This window comes from Streptomyces sp. NBC_00536, assembly GCF_036346295.1.
In the GTDB taxonomy this organism is placed as follows: Bacteria; Actinomycetota; Actinomycetes; order Streptomycetales; family Streptomycetaceae; genus Streptomyces.
In genome coordinates this window covers 3,526,675-3,546,679 of record NZ_CP107819.1, presented here as the reverse complement: position 1 = coordinate 3,546,679, position 20,005 = coordinate 3,526,675, and the positions used below count along the sequence as shown (strand labels likewise).

The following is a 20,005-nucleotide window of genomic DNA, read 5'->3' as shown; positions in this document are numbered from 1 at the left end:
TCGAACCCCTACTTCTTCTCGTGCGAGTCGTGCTGGGCTGCGGTGAGGGACAGCTCCCCCTGCTGGACGAGGCCGCCGAAGTACGCGCGCAGCCAGGCCCGGTCCAGGGGCGCGAACTCCACGCCCAGGTGGGCGAGGAGGCGCCGGGTGCGCGTGTGGTCGTAGCGCACGTTGCGGTCCGGGCGGCTCGCCCAGAAGTGGGCCAGCGAGATCTGCTCGTCGCTGCCGTCGGCGTAGCGGCCGAAGAGCGCCGCGAAGCCGGGCGCCGGGTCCTCCTCGACGGCGCAGCCCAGCTCCCGCAGGGCCGCGAAGACCTCGTCGTACGACACCTCGTGGTGGGTGTCGACATGGAAGGTGCCGCCGCGCACCCGGGTGCTGCGGGAAACCTCCAGAATGCCCTCGGCGACCGTGTCCACGGGGCTCAGCGCCAGGGTCTCGGCGCCGATGCGGGGCACCCGGCCCAGGCGGGCGCAGGCGCGCAGCAACTGGATGAGCCGGTTGTCGCTGCCGTTGCGCTGGAAGCGCCCGGTGACCGAATGGCCCGTGACGTTGCCGGACCGGTAGATGAATCCGGCGCCGCCGCCCGCCGCGAACTCGTGGACGAGGCGTTCCGCGTCGTACTTGCTGCGCTCGTACTCGTTGAGGAAACGCTGGCCGACATTGAGGCTGTCCTCGGAGAAGACCGCCCGCTCGCCCTCCGCGCCGCTGCCGCACACCGCGAGGGTGGAGACGTAGTGCAGGTCCTTGGGGCGGCCGGTGCCCGCCAGGCGGATCATGGCGCGCACGGGTGCGGTGTTGTGCCGGTCGAAGGAATCCCGGTCGCCGACCAGCCGCGTGTCGCTGGCCAGGTGGTACACCGCCTCGACCTCGCGGGTCAGCGTCGCGTACGCCTCGCCGGTGAGCCCGAAGCCGGGCTCGGTCAGGTCCGAGGCGTGGACGGTGACGCGGTCGGCCCAGCGGGCGAGGTCGTCGTCCGGCTGGTACCAGGCGTACGCCTGCGCCAGCCGCTCGAAGGCCGAGCGGTCCGGGTGCTCGCGCACCAGGCAGTGGACGTGCCCGGTGGTCCGGGTCAGCAGCAGGTGCAGCAGGTGCGCGCCGATGAACCCGGTGGCACCGGTGAGCAGGACGGCGCCGTACGCGCGGGTGGATCCGGCGGGCGGTTCGCAGTGCAGGGCGCGCGGCACCTGGGCGAGCAGGCCGGTGCTCGACCCGTGCTGGACGACGAACTGTCCCTCGCCGGCGGGCAGCCGGGCCGCCGTGAGGAGGTGCGTCCGGGTGGCGCGGGCCACCTGGAGCATCCGCTCCGGGGCGTGCCGCCCCGGCGTGTAGGAGAGGTCGGCGACGAGCTGCCCGTCGTGCAGGCGGGCGGTGAGCTTGAGGCCGTACCCGCGGTGGTTGTCGGCGCCGCGCACCGGGCCCACCGCGTACCGCGAGAGCGAGGGGCGCAGGTCGTCGCCGTAGGGCAGGGCGAAGGAGCCCAGGTAGTTGAAGCACACGTCCGCGCGCTGCGGCTGGTCGTGGAGGCCGTACGCGATGCCCAGGTGGGGCACCTCGTGCAGGGCCTTCGCCGCCGATTTGCCGGTGGCGGCCACATCGCCGTCGACGATCTCGACGCGGACGGGGAAGGTGGAGGTGAACCAGCCCACGGCGCGGGAGACGTCGTACGCCTCGTCGAACGCTTCGCGCCCGTGGCTCTCCACGTCGACCAGCAGCTCGTCCAGGCCGTCGGCTTCGCCGAGCGCCTGGGCGAAGGCGGCGAGGAGGGCGGCGTGGGGCGGTGTGCCGGTGCTCGCCGCGTCGGCGCGGGCGAGCGCCTCGGTCTCGGCGCGGCTGACCCGGAACCACACGGCCTGCGCGTCGCCCTCGCGGTCGTCGCCGTCCCGGGGCACGGCGGGGAGGTGGCCCAGCTCGTCCCAGTGGGAGAGGTCCGCGCGCAGGGCGGGGGCCTGGTCCCTGAGGTGGGTGGCCCACTCGCCGAAGCCGGTGGTGCCGGGGGCGGTCCTGGGCGCGTTGCCCTTCAGCCGCTCGGTGTAGCAGCGGCTGAGGTCGTTGACGACGAGCCGCCAGGACACGGCGTCGACCGCGAGGTGGTGGCAGATCAGCAGCAGGTGGGCCTGGTCCGCGCCGTGGAAGAGGTGCGCCTTGAAGACGGTGCCGTCGGCGACGGACACCTCGGCCTGCCGGGCGGCCGCCACCTCCTTGATGTGCGCGGCGACGGCCTCTTCGCCGGAGGGCAGCGCGGAGGCGGTGAAGGCGCGGCCCGCGTCCACGACATGGCGCCGGAGGTCGCCGCGCTCGCCGCCCGCGCGTCGGAAGGCGGTCCGCAGCAGCGGGTGCAGCGCGACCGTGTCGGCGACGGCCGCTTCCAGGGCATCGGCCCGCACGGCGGCGTCGATGTCCAGGAGCAGGGCCTGGTTCCACTGGTCGGGCTGTGCGAACTCCTGCTGGAAGAACCAGCGCTGGGCCGGAGAGAGCGCCGCGTCGTCCGCGGCGGCCGCGGCCGCCCCGGTGTGCGGGGGCCGCCCGGTGCCCGCGCCCGCCGTGATGCGGGCCGCGAGAGCCGCGGGGGTGGGCTGCGCGAAGAACGCGGCGGCCGAGATCTGGTGGCCCTTGGCCTGGAGCGAGGCGATGATCTGGATGGCGTCGATGGAACTTCCCCCCGCCAGGGTGAAGTCGTCGTGCACGCCGAAGTCGCCGTGGCCCAGATGGCGGCGCCAGGCCTCCATCACCTCGGCGAGGACCGGGTCGTCGAGGTCGTCGGCGTCGCCGAGGCCGTGGTGCGTGCGCTCGGCGCGCTCGCTCAGACGGCCCTCGACGAGCCGGCGCAGCGCCGCCTGGTCGGTCTTCCCGTTGTCGTTGCGCGGGAAGCCGTCGAGGACCTCGATGCGGTCCGGGACCATGTACGGGGGCAGGACCGCGCGCAGCTGCTCGCGGAGCGCGGCGGGCCCGGCGTCCGGAGCCGTCCCCGTGACCATCACGGCCGCGACGAGCGTGGGCCGGTCGGCCGTCAGGTGCAGGGCCACGGCGTCGGAGACGGCGGGCAGGCGGCGCAGGCCCGCCTCCACGTGCCCCAGCTCCACGCGGTAGCCGCCCACCTTGACCTGGCGGTCGCCGCGGCCGAGGAACTCCAGCACGCCCCGCCCGTCGGCCCGCACCGTGTCACCGGTGCGGTACGCGGTGCCCAACCCCGGCTGGAGCGCGTCGAGTTCGGCGGTGAACGCCTGCGCCGTGCTCTGCGCGTCATCGCGGTAGCCCCGGCTGACCGAGGGCCCGGTGACGTACAGCTCGCCGACCGCGTCCCGCTGGTGGAAGCGGCCGTCCCCGGTGCGCACGAACAGGCGGGTCTCGCCGAAGGCGGTGCCGATGGGGACGGACGCGGCGTCGCCGATCGCCTCCAGGTCCGCTTCGCCGCGCAGCACCTGCGCCGCGATGCCCACGGTGGTCTCGGTGGGCCCGTAGTGGTTGACCAGCGTGCGGGTGACGCCCGAGGCGAGGATGCGGCGGGCCAGCGACACCGGCATCAGCTCGCCGCCGAGCAGCAGGACCCGCAGCTCGGGCCGGGTCGTCGCGTCGTGACCGAAGGCCCGGAAGAGGACGCCCCAGTGCGAGGGGGTCGTCTTGAGCACGTCGACCCGCTCGGCGTGCAGATGGCGCATCAGGCCCATGGGGTCGCGGCGCGTGGCGTCGTCGACGAGGTGCAGGGTGCCGCCGGTCCACAGGGCCAGGAACAGGCAGGTGTTGCCGAGGTCCGCCGCGAGCGTCGTGACGTGGGCGTACGAGAGCGGCTCGGTGATGCCGAGCCGGGTCAGCAGCGAGGTGGTGTAGTGCCGGAGGTTGGCGTGGGTGACCATGACCCCCTTGGGGACGCCGGTCGAACCCGAGGTGTAGAGGACGTACGCGAGGTCCTCGGCCTGTGGTTCGGCGAGCGGGGCCGGTGCGGCGAGCGGCGCCGGGCCGTCCGCCGCGGTCCCGGCCACGGCCGCCGCCCCGCGGACCTCCAGGACGTCGAGCCCCGAGCGGGAGAGCTCGTCGTGGTACCGCGGGGAGGTGAGGACGAGGCCGGGGGCGACGCCGGCCAGCCGGCCCGCCCCCTGCGCCACCGGGCCGGTGGGTTCGACGACCGTGTACGCCGCTCCCGCGCCGAGCACGGCGAGGAGCGCCACCACCACGTCCGGGGAGCGGTCGAGGTGGATGCCCACGAGAGAGCCACGGCCGATGCCCCGGCCGCGCAGCTGGTGGATCAGCCGGGACACCTGGTCGTCGAGCTGCGCGTAGGTCAGGCGTTCCTGACCCACGGCGACAGCCGTTCGGTTCGGGTGGGTCGTCGCGTGCGTGCGAACCAGCGCCGGGAGCATGCCGTAGTCCTCTGCGTGTGGGCTGTGGGCGGTCGGTCGGTGGGGGTGCCGGTGAGCCGGGATCAGCTCCAGAAGGCGAGCGGCTCCTGGGGGCCCTTGGTGGCGATGAACGCGGCCGCGCCGACGCGGTGCTTGCCGTGCCCGGCGGTCACGGCGTGCAGCATGCGGGGGCTGAAGATGATGAGGTCGCCGGCCTCGGGGTGGATGGTGTGCACGGGCTCCTCGACGGTCTCCGGCTCCAGCCCCTCGACGTCGAGGATGGTCCTGGTCTCGTCCTCGGTGGGCTCGCGCAGCCAGAGCTGCAGGTTGCCGCCCTCGTCCGGGACCTGGAGGTAGATGTTGGCGACGAGCTGGTTGAGTACGCCCTCGATCTCGGGGGCGTCGCTCTCCTGGTCGATCGCGTCGTTGTGCGGGTAGAACTCGGAGGTCGAGGGCTGGAAGACGCGGAAGGCGCCGACGAAGCAGGCGCGTTCGCGCAGGCGCATCAGGTTGGCGCCCGCCGGCCACAGCTCCTGCAGCTCCAGGCGGACCCGGTCCACCGGGGAGAGGTACGGGTGGAACATCGAGCGGACGTCCTGGATGGCCGGGATGGCCTGCTCGTGGTAGCGGTCCGTCAGTTCCGCGTCCCACTTGGTGTCGATGTGCGGCATGTAGACGCGGCCGACGCTGCTGGTGTGCTGCTTGTGGTAGTTGCCGAGCGCCTGGTGGTTGATCGCCTTCTGCGCGACGTCCTGGGCGATGTCGACGGGGTAGTAGCCCCGGACGTGGATCGCGCCGATCTCGCGGTTGGCCAGCTGGAGCAGCGTCTCGGTGGTGAGCTCGGTGGCGATCTCGTTCGTCAGGGACCGGACGACATGCGTGGTAACGCTCACGAAAGGGCTCCTCGGGAAACTGTGAGAGCGGAATCCGATTTCCGCCAGGGGGAAAGCTAAATGACTCGTCCGTCGGGGTCAAGGGAGTAATTAAAGGGTGGAACATGACCCCGGAAAAGGGAATGGCGGAGCGGCCCTGCCGCGTGGCGAGAGGGCTGAAATGGTGCGTGCTGGTGGGCCTGACCTGCGATTACATCGAGTCAGGGAATTCTGGTGCGGAAAGCGATTCAATAAAAGAAGCTTCGGTGAATGGCGGTGAACACGTTCCCTGTATTGCCGGGTCCCGCATTCTCCGCTCTTTCGTCCGCAGGGCTTCCGCCGTCCGCACGAGACCTCCCCCGGATCGTGCCCGCGGGGCGCCGGTCGGCGCCCCTCCATTCACACAGTTGCCTGGCGGGCCCGTTTGGATTACGCCCGCTGCCGGAAACTTGCTGTGACCTGGGTCACCGCGCCGCCGCGCGGTGACCCCGTCGTCGGCAGCGGTGACCCACCAGCCGTGCCCCGTCAGCAGCAGCGGTTCGTCTCGCGCGCCGTGCGCAGCGCGTGGGCGCGCCACAGGCTCCGGCGCTCCTTCGCCGTCAGCCCGCGGCCGACGGGTCCGGCGGCCTCGTGCGCCCGGCACACCCGCCGGAACTCGGCCTGCCCGGACACCTCGTCGAGGTAGCGGACCGCCTCGCCCCACAGGCGCAGCGCACCGCCCCACAGGCGCGGCGCACCGGTCAGGGCGCTCAACTCGGCTGCCCCACCGGGACCCGCGGCTCCTCGGCGGCCACGGCGCGGACCTCGTGAGCGGTCTCCGCGGTGGGCAGTGGCCCGGGGGAGCGCAGGGCCTTGACCCACACCCGTACGACATCGGCCATGACGACGAGGACGAGGAGGACGAAGACCGTGGCGAGCGTGCCGTCCACGGTGGAGTTGGTGACGATCTGGCGCATGTCCTCGGCGGAGTGCGCGGGCGCCAGCACCTTCCCCTGTCCGAGCGCGTCGGCGTACCGCTCGCGCTGGGCGAAGAAGCCGATGCGGGGGTCCGAGGAGAAGATCTTCTGCCAGCCGGCGGTCAGCGTCACCGCGATGTCCCAGAGCAGGGGGACGCCGGTGACCCAGGCCCAGCGCCACCGCCCCTGCTTGATCAGCACGGTGGTGCACAGCGCCAGTGCGAGGGCGGCGAGCAGCTGGTTGGCGATGCCGAAGAGCGGGAAGAGCTGGTTGACGCCGCCGAGCGGATCGCGCACGCCCGCCAGCAGGAACCAGCCCCAGCCGGCCACCATGAGGGCGCTGCACAGCCAGATGCCCGGCTTCCAGCTGACGTCGCGCATCGGCTTCCAGACGTTGCCGAGGGCGTCCTGGAGCATGAACCGGCCCACACGGGTGCCCGCGTCGACGGTCGTGAGGATGAACAGGGCCTCGAACATGATCGCGAAGTGGTACCAGAAGGCGCGCATCGCCCGGCCGCCGACGGCCTCGGACAGCACCTGGGACAGGCCGAGGGCGAAGGTGGGCGCGCCGCCCGTGCGGGACTGTACGGACTCCTCGCCGACGGCGGCCGCGACCTGGTGCAGGGTGTCCGGCGTGAGCGTGAAGCCCAGCTCGCGCACGGCCCGTGCGGCGGATTCCGCGGTCGGACCGAGCAGCCCGGCGGGCGAGTTGACGGCGTAGTAGAGGCCGGGCTCCAGGACGCAGGCGGCGATGAGGGCCATGACGGCGACGAAGGATTCCGTCAGCATGCCGCCGTAGCCGATGAGCCGGATGTGTGACTCGCGCTGGATCAGCTTCGGGGTGGTCCCCGAAGAGATCAGGGCGTGGAAGCCGGAGAGGGCGCCGCAGGCGATCGTGATGAACAGGAAGGGGAACAGGTGCCCGGAGAAGACCGGCCCGGCGCCCCCGCCCGCGAACCGCGTGACCGCGTCCGCCTTCATGACCGGGAGGGTGACGACGAGGGAGACGGCCATCAGCGAGATCACGCCCACCTTCATGAAGGTGGACAGGTAGTCGCGCGGGGCCAGCAGCAGCCACACCGGCAGGACGCTCGCGAGGAACCCGTAGCCGATCAGCATCCAGCCCAGCGCGACCGGGCTGAAGGTGAACGCGGCGGCCCACGCGGGCGAGTCGGCCACCCAGCTGCCGCCCACCACCGCGAGCAGCAGCAGGGCCGCGCCGATCACGCTGGTCTCGATGACCCGGCCGGGGCGCGCCACGCGCAGCCACAGGCCCATGAAGAGGGCGATGGGAACGGTCATCGCGATGGAGAAGGTGCCCCACGGCGAGCCCGCCAGGGCGTTGACGACCACGAGCGCGAGCACGGCGAGCAGGATGACCATGATGGCGAGGACCGCGAGGATGGCGGCCACCCCGCCGACCGGCCCGATCTCGTCCCGGGCCATCTGGCCCAGGCTGCGTCCGTCGCGGCGGGTGGACAGGAACAGGGTCACCATGTCCTGCACGGCGCCCGCGAAGACCGCGCCGACGACGATCCACAGCACGCCGGGCAGGTAGCCCATCTGGGCGGCGAGCACGGGCCCGACGAGGGGCCCGGCGCCCGCGATGGCCGCGAAGTGGTGCCCGAACAGCACGCCCTTGCTCGTCGGCACGTAGTCGACGCCGTCCTGGAGGCGTTCGGCGGGTGTGGTGCGGGAGTCGTCGGTGCGCAGCACGCGGCGGGCGATCCAGCGCGCGTAGAAGCGGTAGGCGACGGCGTACGAACACAGCGCCGCGACCAGCAGCCAGACGGCGCTGATCTGCTCCCCGCGGGCCAGCGCGAGGACCGCCCACGCGGCGGTCGCCGCGAGGGTCACGGCGGCCCACCCGGTGATGCGCAGCGCGCGGCCCGGCGCCGGGCGCCCGGGGGCGGGCGGCGGGGGGTTCGCCGGGTCCGGCTTCGTGGATTCCATGGAGAACTACCTTTCGGTGGCGAGCGGTTCGAAGGGGGCGAGGGGGCCGGGGGGACCGGCCGGCTCGCCGGACGCCCTGGACAGGCGCTGCAGCAGGGCGGTCACCGCCGCGCTGAGCAGGCAGACGGTGAAGTGCAGGACGTAGAAGAGGGGGACGCCGAACAGCCGCGGCCGGTCGGGCGGGAGTGCGAGCGTCGCCGCGGTGGCGGCCACCGGCAGGAGCAGCAGGGCGCCCCGGGCGGTGCGCCGGGGCGGTCCGGGCCCGTCCCCGGCGGGCTCGTCCTCCGCAGCCTCCACTGCCACCACCGCACCCCTCCGTGTCGTTGACGTGTCCGGCGCCGGCGGCCCGAGGCGGTCGGGACGCGGCCGGTGAAGAAGGCGGGAGTGCGCGAAGAGGCGGTCCGGCACGGCGCGACGCGAAGGCGGACTCCCGCGGAGCGCGGTGGCGGAGCGATTCCTGACGCTCCGGCCGCCGGCTACGGGTGTTGGTTGCGCGCCCCCGGCGGAGGGTTTACGCGGACGTCACTTTCGTCGAGTGGCGTGGATCACATTCACGTCGCCGAAGCGGATATTTCACGAGGTAGGGCGCATGGCCGAGCAAGGGTGATCTTTCGGTGCGGCCCTCCGGCCGATCCTTGACCCCCTCCTGACGGGAGACCTAAAGTACCGCTGAGCAGAATTTAGTTTCCGCATTGCGGAATGAAATGGGCGAGGGGCACCTCACGCCGAGCACCATCGGGCACTTCGGGCTCCGGGCACACGGCCTACCGGCCGCCACCGGCCCCCGCGGATCCCTCGCCCCGAACCGAGGGGGCACCATCAGCCACGCGATCGCCGCGGGATTCGTCCTCGTCATCTGCTGTGCCGCGCTGGCCGGGGCCCGCCGCCCGTCGTCCGACGAACTGCCGCACCCTGCCGGCTGGGCACTGGGCGGCCGGAGTCTGGGCACCGCCGCCACCTGTCTGATGCTGGGCGGCACCATCTACACGTCGTACACCTACATCGCCGTGCCGGGCCTCATGTTCGGCACCGGCGGACTGGCGCTGTACGCCCTCGTCTACACCATGCTGCTCTCGCCGCTGATCATGATCCTGCTGCCCCGGCTGCGCGACATCGGCGCCCGGCACGGCCTGATCACCGCCGCCGACTACGTCCGCGTCCGGCACGGCTCCCACCCGCTGGCCCTCGCGACGGCCCTCACCGGAATCCTGGCGACCATGCCCTACCTGGTGCTCCAGGTCGTGGGCACGGCCGCCGTGCTGCGCTCCCTCGGCCTGGCCCCCGACGGAGTGGCGGGCTGCGCCGTCCTCGGCCTGCTGTTCCTGACCTTCGCCCTGGTGACCCGGCCCGGCGGCCTGCGCGCCTGCGCGCGGATCTCGCTGGTCAAAGCCGTGCTCATCGGCGCCGCCGTCGTGGTCCTGCTCGCCTTGACCCTCACCCGCATCGGCACACCGGGGCACATCTTCGAACTGGCGGGCGGGCGCGGCGCCGCGATGGGGCAGTCTTTCGGCATACCGCCCCGGAACTTCAGCGCCTACGCCACGCTCGCCTTCGGCTCCGCGCTCGCCCAGCTCATGTACCCGCAGGTCCTCCTCGTCGCCATGGCCAGCAAGTCCAAGGACACGCTGCGCGCCGCCACCACCTTCCTGCCCGCATGGAGCATGACCCTCGGCATCTGGGCCTTCTTCGGGATCGCCGCGCTCGCCGCCGGAGTGCGGACCTCGGCCGGACACGGCGAACTGGCCGTGCCCGCCCTCGTCCGCGAACTCGCCCCGGACTGGCTGGCCGGACTGCTCTTCGGCGCGCTCGCCGTGGCCGGACTCCTGCCCGCCGTCGTCATGGCCATGAGCATGAGCATGCTGTTCGTGCGCAACATCTACGTCGAGTACCTCAACCCCACCGCCACCCCCAAGCACGAGGTGCGCGTCGCCCGCGGCCCCGCCCTCGCGATCATGGCGGGAGCCATCGTCTTCGCGATGCTCATGAAGCCGCAGGACGCCATCAACCTCCACCTGCTCGGCGGCGTCTGGATCCTCCAGGTCCTGCCCGCCGTCGCGGTGTCCCTGTTCACCCGCTGGTTCCACCGGCGCGCGCTCTTCCTCGGCTGGGCGCTGGGGATGGTCTCCGGCACCGGCCTGCTGGGCCTGCGCGGCTTCTCCACCGTGGTCGACATCGGCGTCGGCGCGGTGCACGCACCCGTGTACGTCGCGGTGATCGCCCTCGCGCTCAACCTCGCCGTGGCCGCACTGCTCACGCCGCTCCTCGACGCACTCGGCGTGCCCCGGGGCACGGACGGTACGGCCGGCGGAGCCGTGAGCGGACGCCGCGGCTCCAAATACGCCTTCGTCGTCGAATGAGTTGAGGAACCCACCAGTGAAACCGCTCCTGCCACGACATAGCACCCCGCTCCGGTCCCACGAAGCGGCGCCCGCGGCGCCGCCCCGGGACGGCGCGCCCGCGCCCCTCGCCCCGCTCCCGGCGCTCGACGAGGGCGCCACCCTCGACCTGCGCGACGCCGACCGGGACGCGGCGATCGCCCACCTCTTCGACCAGCACTACGCCCGGCTGCTGCGCCTCGCCGTGCTGCTCGGCGCCGAACAGGACGCAGAGGACCTCGTCTCGGAGGCGTTCTACCAACTGCACTGCCGGTGGGCGAAGCTGCAGACGCCCGAGGCCGCGGCGAGCTACCTCCGCTCCATCGTCTGCAACCTGACCCGGATGCGCATCCGCCGCATCAGGGTCGTCCGGCGGCACACCCACCAGGTGCCGGAAGACCTGGTCCGCTCCGCCGAGCAGCAGGTGCTCCTCCACCAGGACCAGCGCGAACTCGTCGCTGCGCTGCGTACGCTGTCCTCCCGGCAGCGGCAGGCCCTGGTGCTGAAATACTGGCTGGACCTCAAGGAAACCGAGATCGCCGAGACGATGAAGATCTCCGTCGGAGCCGTGAAGTCACACACGGCCAGGGGCATGGCGAAGCTGACGAGCGTGATGAAGGGAGCGGCCTTGTGAGCACGGAAACGGACACGGCGGACACGGAAGACCTGCTGCGCAGCGTACTGAGCGACCTCGCCGCAGCGGTGCCGGACGGCTCGACGACCTCGTACCGCAAGGAACAGGCCCGCTGGCGCCGCCGGGAGTACCGCCGCCGCTGCGTCGTCGCGGCCCTGGTGCTCCTCGTCGTCGGCATCGTCTGCGCGATCGGCCTGATGACCCTCTCCAACGCCTCGCCGGACACGCACGTCATCTTCACCAACGGCACCCCCGCGAACCCGGCCCCGGAGGTCGGCGCCGGACGGTGAACGGCCGTACCTCCCTACGCCGCCAGCAGCCGGGCGCGCAGGGCGGTGATGGTGGCCGCGGTGATGCCGACGCGGTCGGTGAGGTAGGCGTGCACCGAGCCGTGGCGGGCGGTCAGGTCGGCGAAGACCAGCGCCATGATCTCGGCGGGCGCGCGGCCGTAGGAGGGCCACTTCAGGGTGCGGCCGGGGTGGGCGGCGCGCCAGTCCTCGACGAGCCGGTCGGTGGCCAGCTCGGTGAGGGCGAAGTCGGCGAGGATCTGCTCCTCGGGGACGCCGAGCAGGGTGAGGACGAGGGCCGCGATCAGGCCCGTACGGTCCTTGCCCGAGGCGCAGTGGAAGACGGCCGGGCCCGGGCCGTCGGCGATCAGCTCGATGGCCCGGCGGATCTCGACGACGCCGTCCTCCGTGACCTCGGCGAAGCGGTCGGCGAGATGGCGCCAGGGGTCGGTGTCCGGGTCGATCTCGGCCTGGTCGTAAGGGCGGTGCTCGATGCTGAGGTTGGCGTAGGTGAAGCGCTCCGCCTCGGGCACGCGGCCCTTGGCGGCGATCTCCCACGGGTAGCGCAGGTCGATGACGGTGCTGATGCCGAGGCCGAGGAACCGCTTCCAGTCGTCCCCGGCGAGCTTGCCGAGCGAGTCGGCGCGGTAGAGCCGCCCCCAGGCCAGGGTGCGCCCGTCGGCGGTGCGGTAGCCGCCCAGATCGCGGAAGTTGTGCAGCCGCTCGAAGTGGATGTGCCGTTCCTGTGCCTGGTCCATGCGCGTCTCCCCGTGGCCTTGTGGATCAAGTCTTTGTGGATCAAGTGCGCAGGCTACTCGGGGCACTGGTCCTAGGGTGGGGGCATGGATGACGCGGGTGGCGGCGTGCGCAACTCTGTGGGGGACGCGTACGGGGTGGTCGTGCAGGCCGGTGTGATCAACGGGGGGATCACCTTTCAGGTGCCCCCCGTGGTGAGCGGCGGGCCCGGGGTGGTGCCCGACGAGGTGCCCGCCCTGCGGCACCGGTTCGTGAACCGGCGCGCGGAGCTGGAGCGGCTCGGGCCCGGCGGCGGCGACGGGGTGCGGGTGTGGCTCGTGCACGGGCTCGGGGGGATCGGGAAGAGCGCGCTGGTCTCGTACTCCGCCGAGCTGGGGCGCGCGGGGGCGCGGTATCCCGGCGGTCAGATCTACGTCGACTTCGACGCGCTGCGCGGGGTGCGGGGCGGGGCCGATGTGTCCGAGGCGGTGCGCCAGTGCCTCGCGTCGCTCGGGGTGGCCGACGCCGTGATGCCGAAGACGCTGGCCGAGCGGGTCAAGTGGTTCCGGAGCATGTCGGCCTCGCGGCGGCTGCTGGTGGTCTGCGAGAACGTGACGGATGCCGCGCACGTGCGGTCCCTCGTGCCGCGCGGGGAGGGCAGCGGGCTGCTCGCCACCAGTGCGCGGTTGATTCCCGAACTGGGCATGGACCGGGTCGAGTTCGTCGGGATGTCCGGCCTGTCCGTCGAGGCCGGGGTGGAACTGCTCGCGGAGTGGTGCGGGGCCGACGCCGTGGCAGGGGAGCGGGCGGCGGCCGAGCGGCTCGTCGAATGGTGCGGTGGGCTGCCGAAGGCGCTGGAGGTGCTCGCGGCCCGCTTCCACGGGTCGCGGCGCGTGACCCTGGCCAGGCTGGCCGGTGAACTCGCCGACGAACGGGGAAGGCTGGGGGTCATCACCGACGGCCGCCAGGGGGACTCCGTGAGTGCTGTGTTCGATCTCGCCTACGAGGAGCTGCCCGCCGGGGCCGCCCGTGTCTACCGGCTGGCCGGCTGGCTGCCCGGGCCGAGTTTCGACGCGGGGGTCGTCGCCGCCGTCGCCGGGGTGGACGCCGATACGGCCGCGGAACTGCTCGACGTGCTCGACGGGGCCCGGCTGCTCGAAGGGACCGGCGACGGGCGCCACCGGTTCCACGGGCTCGTACGCCTGCACGCCCGCGCCCGCGCCGAGGCCGAGGAGCCCGCCGGGCGGCGCGCCGAGGTGGTCCGGGCCGCCACCGTGCACTACCTCGTGCTCACCGCCCTCGCCGACCGGGCCGTACGGGCCGACCGGCTGCGGATCGCCGACCTCCGGGAGGTGCTGTCCGCCGCACCGGACCCCTTCGGCGAGATCGTCCCCCTCGACTGGCTCGAAGCCGAGCGCCGGAACATCCTCGACGTGCTGCGGGCGGCGAGCGCCGAAGAGGGGCTGGCGCCGCTCGTGTGGCCGCTGGCGGAGGCCTTCACCGTGCTGTTCCTGCACCACCGCCACCTCGGCGCCTGGCGCGAGTCGCTGGAGCTGGGAGCGGCCGCGGCCGCGCGGTGCGTCGAGCCCGCCGCCGAGGCGCGGCTGCGGAGCCTGCTGTCGCGGCCGCTGATGGACCTGGGGGAGTACGGGGCCGCGCGCGCCGCACTGGAGACGGCCGCCGCGTGCGCCCAGGTGGCGGGGAACGTCGTACTCGCCGCGTCCGTACAGGAGTTCACCGGGCGGTACTGGGACCTGCACGACCCCGCGCGGGCCGAGAGCGCCTACCGGGAGTCCATCCGGCTCAACGAGGCGGGCGGGGAGCCTCGGGGCGTGGCCATCGCGCGGTACTTCCTCGGGTGCGCGCAGGACGCCCGGGGCGCGCACGCCGAGGCGCTCGCCACGCTGCGGGAGGCGCGCGGGGAACTGCTCGCCCGCGATGACGCGCGGATGGCCGCCCGGGCCCGGCTCGCACTCGGCCTCGCGCACTGGCATCTCGGTGAAGTCGCCGATGCCGAACGCGAGTTGACCGAGGCCGCCGGGGAGCTGCGGGCGCGGGAGGCGCTGCACTACGAGGCGGCGGCGCGGATCGCGCTCGCCGATCTGGGGGAGGAGGTGGGGACGGACAAGACGGTCGTACGGTCCCACCTGGAGCGGGCTCTGGAGATCCACCGGGACGCGGGCAGCCCGGAGGTGGCCGTGGTCGAGCGGAGGCTACGAGAGCAGGCGTAGGGCCAGGTCCTCCGAGCCTGCCGAGCCCGCTGGGCCGGCGAAACGGACGGTGAGGAGCGTGTCCCGCTCCGGCGGCGTACCGGCCTCCAGCAGGGCGTGCACCACGGCGGCCGCGATGCCCGCGTCCGGCAGCCGCCCCGTCGGGGCCGCCTCGAAGACGCGGCCGTCCCGCACCGCCACCAGGAAGCCCCCGCCGACCCGCGGCGCGGCGGCGAGCAGACTGCCGGGATGGCGGTCGAGGGTGTCCCGCAGGGTGCGCGTGACGCGGACCGGGAGCCGGTGCAGGTGCACGGAGGCACTGTCGGTGAGGTAAGGGTCGGGTTCGTCGTCCCGGCAGGCCAGATGCGCACCCGGGGCGCGGTCCACGAGGTCCGCGACCGCCGCCGGAATACGGACCACGTGCACCTCGCCCCCGTCGGAGAGCGCGGCGGAGAGCGAGGCGGAGACCCGCCACGAGGTGACCGGCGCGGCCGGAGGCCCGGGTTCGGGCCGGGGCGCGCGGGCCACGGGCGCGGCGGTGGGCGGCTCGGGCAGGTCCAGCAGCCGGTACACGGCGGTGCGCAGCCGGGCCAGGGACGCGCCCGGGCTGTCGAAGGCCAGGTCCGCCAGGTCGGCGTAGGGGCCGGATCCGGGGTCGGCGGCGGGGCCCGGTCCGGGGGCGTGTCCGGACGCCCCGGCCAGCGCGGCCCGCACCTGGGCCAGGAGGTCCCCCGCCGGATCCAGGCGGGGCGCGCGGGCGCCGAGGGCGGCGGCCGCCGTGCCGGGGACGGACTCCGCGCCGAACGCCCCGAGGAGGACGGGTCTGCCGAGGGCGGCTCCGTACAAGGTCACCGAGCCGTGGTCCCCGATCACCAGGTCCGCCACCGGGAGCACCGAGCGCCAGGCGTGCACCGGCGGCACCAGCAGCAGGCCCGCCTCCCGCGCGGCCGCGAGCCTGCGGCGGATCTCCGAACCGCCGTGCCCGGCCCAGATGTTGGGGTGCGTGATCGCGGCCACGCGGAACTCGTCGTACGGGAGGGAGGCGAGCAGTCGGGCCGGCAGGCCGGGATCCCGGCCGAGCAGGGAGTTCTGGGACCAGGTGGAGCTGAGGACCACCAGACGGGCGGTGCCGGGGAGGTCGAGGGCCCGGCGGTAGGCGGCCGCGTGGGGGAGGGCCGCGCGCAGCTCGTCGTAGCAGGGATCGCCCACGAGGAGGGTGTGACCGGCGGTCTTGGGGCGGTGGGCGTGCAGTTGCTCCGCCTGGTCCGGGTGCGAGACGGCCAGCCAGGCGCGGCCGGCCTCAAGGAGCCGGTCGGGCACGAGGCCGGAGAGCCGGTCGTCGGCGGAACGGGAATCGGGGACGTACTTCTGGAAGCCGATGCCGTGCGGGAGGACCAGGACGGGGCAGGTGCCCTCGGGTACATCGATGTTCTCGCTGGCGCTCAGGATCAGGTCCGGGGGCGGAGTGAGCGTGCCGAGCTGCTCCCAGGGCATGACGCGGGCGCCGGTGTCGTGGAGGAGGTCGAGGACGCCGTCGCCGAAGGCCGAGGTGGGGTCGTGGGCGTAGACGACGTCGATGCGGGGGTCGTCGCGGAGCAGGGCGGGCAGGGACTCCAGGACGCGGACGGTGGAGGTGACCGTGCGGGCGGCGACGACCAGGGTCTTGCCGCCGGGGAAGGTGCGCCAGCGGGTGGTGTCGGCCGGGCCGTGCGAGCCCACGGGGACGCGGAGGGGGTGGGCCGGGCTGGTGGGCCCCGGCCCGGGGTTCGGCCCCGGCCCCGGTCCTGATCCCGGTCCTGATCCCGGCCACGAGCCCGGCTTCGGGTGGCTAGCGTGCATGGGCACCCCGAAAAGTTACGTGGGGTGGGGTCCGTTCGCGGGTACCGGCGCGCGGGGGCGGGGGCGGGGGCGGGAGTGGGGGTGCGGGGGTGCGTGTCCGGGTGCGCGTCGCGCTGCCCTCCGGGGGCGCCTCAAACGCCGGCGGGGCTTTTATGGCTGCGCGGGTCGCGGGTCGCGGGTCGCGGGTCGCGGGTCGCGGGTCGCGGGTCGCGGGTCGCCTGATCGTCGGTGGAAGGGGCGGATGTCAAGGGGTGGGGCGAACCTTCCGGGAGGGGATCAGGTGATCTGACAGTCGGTCAACCCTCCCTACGTTACCGGCCAAACTGGCTCGGAAGGCCTCCCTCCGGGCCCGGTCCCTGCCACACTCCGCCCTGTGGATTCGGTGGAAACGGTCAACAACACCAGCGCGGGCGCGGTCCACGGCACGTTGATCCAGGGTGTCAACGTGACCGTGACGCAGCATGTGAACGTGCCCGAGGCTGCCGCTCCCCTCATGCTGCCCTTCGCCCCCGACACGTTCGTCGACCGGGAGGCCCTGCGGGCCCGGCTCGACGAGCTGTCCGCGACCAGGGGCGGCCGCCGCGCGCCGCTGGTCGTGCACGTCGGCGGCGGGCCCGGGACCGGCAAGAGCGCCGTCAGCGTGTACTGGGCCCGGGGTCCGGAGCGGACCGCCGAGTTCCCCGGCGGGGTGTTCTACGCCGACATGAATCCCGGGGGCGGGCTCGGGCCGGCCGATCCCGCCGCCGTACTGGAGGCGTTCCTCAGCGCGCTCGGCACCCTGCGCGGGGAGATGCCCGCCACGCTCCCCGCGCTGGCCGCGCGGTTCCGGAGCCGGACCGCCGACCAGCCGTGTCTCGTCGTGCTCGACGGGGTCGTGACCCCGGGGCAGGTGCTGCCCCACCTGCTGCCCGGGCATCCCGCGAGCATGCTGCTCGTGACCAGCCGGAACCTGCTGCGCAGGCTCGGATCGCCCGAGGTGGCGCCGGTGGCCCGGCTGACCGTCGCCGAGCTGGACGAGGGGGCGTGCCGCGAGCTGTTCGCCGCCGCCGCGGGGGCCGACGTACCGCCCGACGAGGCCTCCGACGAGGCCTTTCACGCGGTGATCGCGGCCGCGGCCGGGCTGCCGTACGTGCTCCACCTCGCGGCGGCCCAGGCCGCCGACCCGTATCTCGACGGGGTCGCCGGGCTCGCGCGGCGGCTGGCCGAGCGGGATTCGATCCTGGAGGCGTTCGACGTGCCGGATCTGCCCGAGGACGGCGAGGCCGCCCGCCGGTTCATCGACGTGTCGTACGAGGCGCTCGACGAGGCGGGCCGGGCCGGCCTGCGCCGGCTCGGGGCGCATCCGACCGCCGAGTTCGCGGACGGGCTGGTCGATGCGCTGGCCGGGCCGGGGGTGCGGGCGCGGCTGCACGACGCCGGGCTGCTGGAGCGGTCCGCGCCCGGGCGGTCCCGGATGAACGGCGTCCTGCACGCCTACGCCCGTGAGCGCGGCCGGGCGGAGCGCGCGGACGGCGTCCGGGTGCTCACCGACTGGTACCTGCGCCGGGCCGCCGCCGCGGAGCTGCTCGTGTCCGGGCGCTGGCGGTACGGGCCCCTCTTCGCCGAACCGGCCGCGCTGGGCGGGGTGTTCACGGGCGGGCAGAAGGAGGCGCTCGACGCGCTCGAAGCCGACCGGACCAATCTCGTCGCCCTCGCCGAGCTGTGCCGGGACCGGCCCGAGACCGTCTGCCAGCTGGCCGAGGCGCTGCACGGGTTCTTCTTCCGGCGCGGCCACCAGAGCCTGTGGCTGCGCGTGAACCGGATCGCGCTGGCGGCCGCCGACCGGCTCGGCGGCCTGCCGCTGGCCCGCATGCACTTCGAGCTGGCCTTCGCCCTCCTCGACCGGGGCTCGGCCGGGGACCTGGAGGAGGCGCGCGAACAGTACGACAAGGCCCGCGAGAGCGCCCGGCGGATCGGGCACGCGCGCACCGAGTCCTCGGCGCTCGAAGGGCTCGGCCAGGTCGCCGAACGGCAGGGCGATCCGGCGCGGGCGCTGGCCCGCTACGCCGAGGCGCTGACCGCCCTCGGCGACCTCGCGCACCCGCGCGGCCGGGCGCTGCTGGAGTACCACCAGGGGCGCGCGGCGAGCCTGGCCGGGCTGCATGAGCGGGCGGCTGAGCAACTGCTGGCCGCCCTGCGCGGATTCGGTGAGCTGGACCCGCCCGATCCGCACAACATGGCCAAGGCGAGGGTCCGTTACGCCGCCGCCCGGCTGGCCGCGGGCGCGCCGGAGCAGGCGCTGGAACCACTGGCCGAGGCCCTCGCGTACCTCGCGGAGGGGGCGAGCGCCGGGGGCCTGGACCATGCCGACGCGCTGCTCGTACGGGGCGACGTACACGCGGAGTCGAGCGGTGGCCCGGAGGCCGCGCGCGCCGACTGGCGGGCCGCCCTGGAGCTGTACGGCGCGCTGGGCAGCGTACGGGCGGAGGAGGCCCGGATCCGGCTGGCCGGACTAGCCGAGGCGTAGGGAAAGCGGTGCGTCGGCGCCGCCGGTGCGGAGGGTGAACTCGCCCTCGGGGTCCCGGTCTTCGGCGAGCAGGGCCAGGACGGCGGAGGCGGCCGCCTCCGGGTCCGGGCCCCGCACGGCGTACCGGCGCCCGTCGCGCAGGGACAGCACGCCGTCGTCCGTGACGACCACCGCGCAGGCCGGGTGGCGGGCGAACAGGTCGTCGGGCGCGGAGCCGCGGGCCAGCAGCACCTCGGCGATGTGCCGCCAGCGCGGATCGGTCTCTGCCTCGTCCGCCACCACGTGCGCGTCCTCGCCCAGGTGCGACTGGATGCGCCCCTGCACCTCGGCGGGGTAGCGGCGTACGGTCACCACCGCGCCCGGTCCGGTGTCCGTGAGCCGGGCGTCCACGAACCGGGCCGGGGCCAGCGGGGAGCGCGGCGCGGCGGGCGGCGCGGGCAGCGGCACCGGACGGGGCGGACAGGGCGCGGCCGGTTCGGCGAGCTTCAGGTGCTCGTAGCAGAGGCCGCGCAGCAGGCCCAGGGACTCGCCGGGGCGCGAGGTGATCCGCCCGGCGGCGTCGGGGAGGCGTACGGCGCGGGCGAGTTGGGGCTCCAGCGGCCGGTCCCCGGCGACCCGGGGGAGGCGTCGGCCCAGCCAGTCCATGGGAGAGTCGGTGGCGACGGCGCCCTCGTCGAAGGCGGCCAGCAGACCGGGCAGGCCGAGGGCGGCCGCGTAGAGGGAGAGGCTCCCGTGATCGCCGATGTAGGCGTCGGCGGCGCAGAGCGCGGCCTTCCAGGTGGGCCCGGCGGGGTGCGGCAGGATCAGCCCGGCGCGCAGGGACGCGCCGAGCCACTCGTGGATCTGGTGGCCGCCGTGCTCGTACCAGGCATTGGGGTGGACGGCGGCGATCACCCGGAATTCGTCCTGCGGCAATTCGGCGAGCGCGCGTCCGATGAGTTCGAAGGACGCCCCGAGGACGGAATTCTCGCCCCAGGTGGAGGTGATCAGGAGGAGTTTCTGTTCCGGCCGTATGCCGAGCGCGGTCCGGTATTCCCGGCGGAAGGCCGCCGAGACGCGGAGTTCGTCCATGACCGGGTCACCGATGACGCGGGCGCGGGGGAAGGCTTCGGGGCAGCCGTCGCGCAGGCGGTCCAGCTGTTCGTCATGGGAGAGCGCGATGGCGGAGGGGATGGGGAGACCGTCGTGCAGGAGCCATTCGGCCGACAGGCCGAAGGCCGCGGAGCCGGGCCCGGCCTCGGCCGCGGAGTCGGCACCGGCCTCCGCCCCGGCTCCGGATTCCGGATTCCGGATTCCGGATTCCG

General features: G+C 74.0%; 13 protein-coding genes. 5 read left to right on the top strand and 8 right to left on the bottom strand.

The features are described 5' to 3' along the window. Positions 1-8 precede the first annotated feature (8 nt). The 5 genes from OHS33_RS15355 to OHS33_RS15335 all read right to left on the bottom strand — a co-directional run bounded on the left by OHS33_RS15355 (position 9) and on the right by OHS33_RS15335 (position 8,421). Positions 9-4,355 (bottom strand): amino acid adenylation domain-containing protein, encoded by a 4,347-nt coding sequence (locus OHS33_RS15355; RefSeq protein ID WP_330330962.1) that lies wholly within the window; start codon positions 4,353-4,355, stop codon positions 9-11. A 62-nt stretch (positions 4,356-4,417) separates the two neighbouring features. Beyond that, the gene (locus tag OHS33_RS15350) at positions 4,418-5,227 is read right to left on the bottom strand and encodes a 2OG-Fe(II) oxygenase (RefSeq protein WP_330330961.1); all 810 of its coding nucleotides are present in this window, start codon (positions 5,225-5,227) and stop codon (positions 4,418-4,420) included. A gap of 504 nt (positions 5,228-5,731) precedes the next feature. Then, positions 5,732-5,959 (bottom strand): hypothetical protein, encoded by a 228-nt coding sequence (locus OHS33_RS15345; protein ID WP_330330960.1) that lies wholly within the window; start codon positions 5,957-5,959, stop codon positions 5,732-5,734. Further along, positions 5,956-8,115 (bottom strand): carbon starvation CstA family protein, encoded by a 2,160-nt coding sequence (locus OHS33_RS15340; RefSeq protein ID WP_330330959.1) that lies wholly within the window; start codon positions 8,113-8,115, stop codon positions 5,956-5,958. Before OHS33_RS15340 ends, OHS33_RS15345 begins: the two co-directional genes overlap by 4 nt. A 6-nt stretch (positions 8,116-8,121) precedes the next feature. Beyond that, entirely contained in the window at positions 8,122-8,421 is a 300-nt protein-coding gene (locus tag OHS33_RS15335; RefSeq protein ID WP_330330958.1) for a hypothetical protein, read from the bottom strand. Positions 8,422-8,807: 386 nt separating this feature from the next. On the opposite strand from OHS33_RS15335, the gene OHS33_RS15330 reads away from it, so the two are divergent. From OHS33_RS15330 to OHS33_RS15320, 3 genes are read left to right on the top strand one after another with little or no spacing between them, the layout of a single operon-like run. Further along, positions 8,808-10,472: a sodium:solute symporter family protein gene (locus tag OHS33_RS15330; RefSeq protein ID WP_330330957.1), complete on the top strand. Its 1,665-nt coding sequence runs from the start codon at positions 8,808-8,810 to the stop codon at positions 10,470-10,472. A 16-nt stretch (positions 10,473-10,488) separates the two neighbouring features. Then, positions 10,489-11,124 (top strand): sigma-70 family RNA polymerase sigma factor, encoded by a 636-nt coding sequence (locus tag OHS33_RS15325; protein WP_330330956.1) that lies wholly within the window; start codon positions 10,489-10,491, stop codon positions 11,122-11,124. Continuing rightward, the gene (locus OHS33_RS15320; protein WP_330330955.1) at positions 11,121-11,414 is read left to right on the top strand and encodes a hypothetical protein; all 294 of its coding nucleotides are present in this window, start codon (positions 11,121-11,123) and stop codon (positions 11,412-11,414) included. The genes OHS33_RS15325 and OHS33_RS15320 overlap by 4 nt, the downstream gene beginning before the upstream one ends. Positions 11,415-11,428: 14 nt before the next feature. On the opposite strand, the gene OHS33_RS15315 is transcribed toward OHS33_RS15320, so the two are convergent. Next, positions 11,429-12,169, bottom strand: a complete 741-nt coding sequence (locus tag OHS33_RS15315; RefSeq protein ID WP_330330954.1) for a tyrosine-protein phosphatase — start codon at positions 12,167-12,169, stop codon at positions 11,429-11,431. 84 nt (positions 12,170-12,253) lie between these two features. On the opposite strand from OHS33_RS15315, the gene OHS33_RS15310 reads away from it, so the two are divergent. Continuing rightward, positions 12,254-14,377, top strand: coding sequence for a hypothetical protein (locus OHS33_RS15310; protein ID WP_330330953.1), 2,124 nt, complete (start codon positions 12,254-12,256; stop codon positions 14,375-14,377). On the opposite strand, the gene OHS33_RS15305 is transcribed toward OHS33_RS15310, so the two are convergent. Beyond that, entirely contained in the window at positions 14,360-16,075 is a 1,716-nt protein-coding gene (locus tag OHS33_RS15305; protein WP_330330952.1) for a hypothetical protein, read from the bottom strand. The two genes, OHS33_RS15310 and OHS33_RS15305, sit on opposite strands and share 18 nt — an antisense overlap. A 493-nt stretch (positions 16,076-16,568) precedes the next feature. Here OHS33_RS15305 and OHS33_RS15300 point away from each other — a divergent pair, with 493 nt between their 5' ends. Beyond that, entirely contained in the window at positions 16,569-18,701 is a 2,133-nt protein-coding gene (locus OHS33_RS15300; protein WP_330330951.1) for a tetratricopeptide repeat protein, read from the top strand. Here OHS33_RS15300 and OHS33_RS15295 read toward each other — a convergent pair. Continuing rightward, complete coding sequence (locus tag OHS33_RS15295; RefSeq protein ID WP_330330950.1) at positions 18,687-19,772, bottom strand: hypothetical protein; 1,086 nt, start codon at positions 19,770-19,772, stop codon at positions 18,687-18,689. The genes OHS33_RS15300 and OHS33_RS15295 overlap by 15 nt on opposite strands. Positions 19,773-20,005 lie beyond the last annotated feature (233 nt).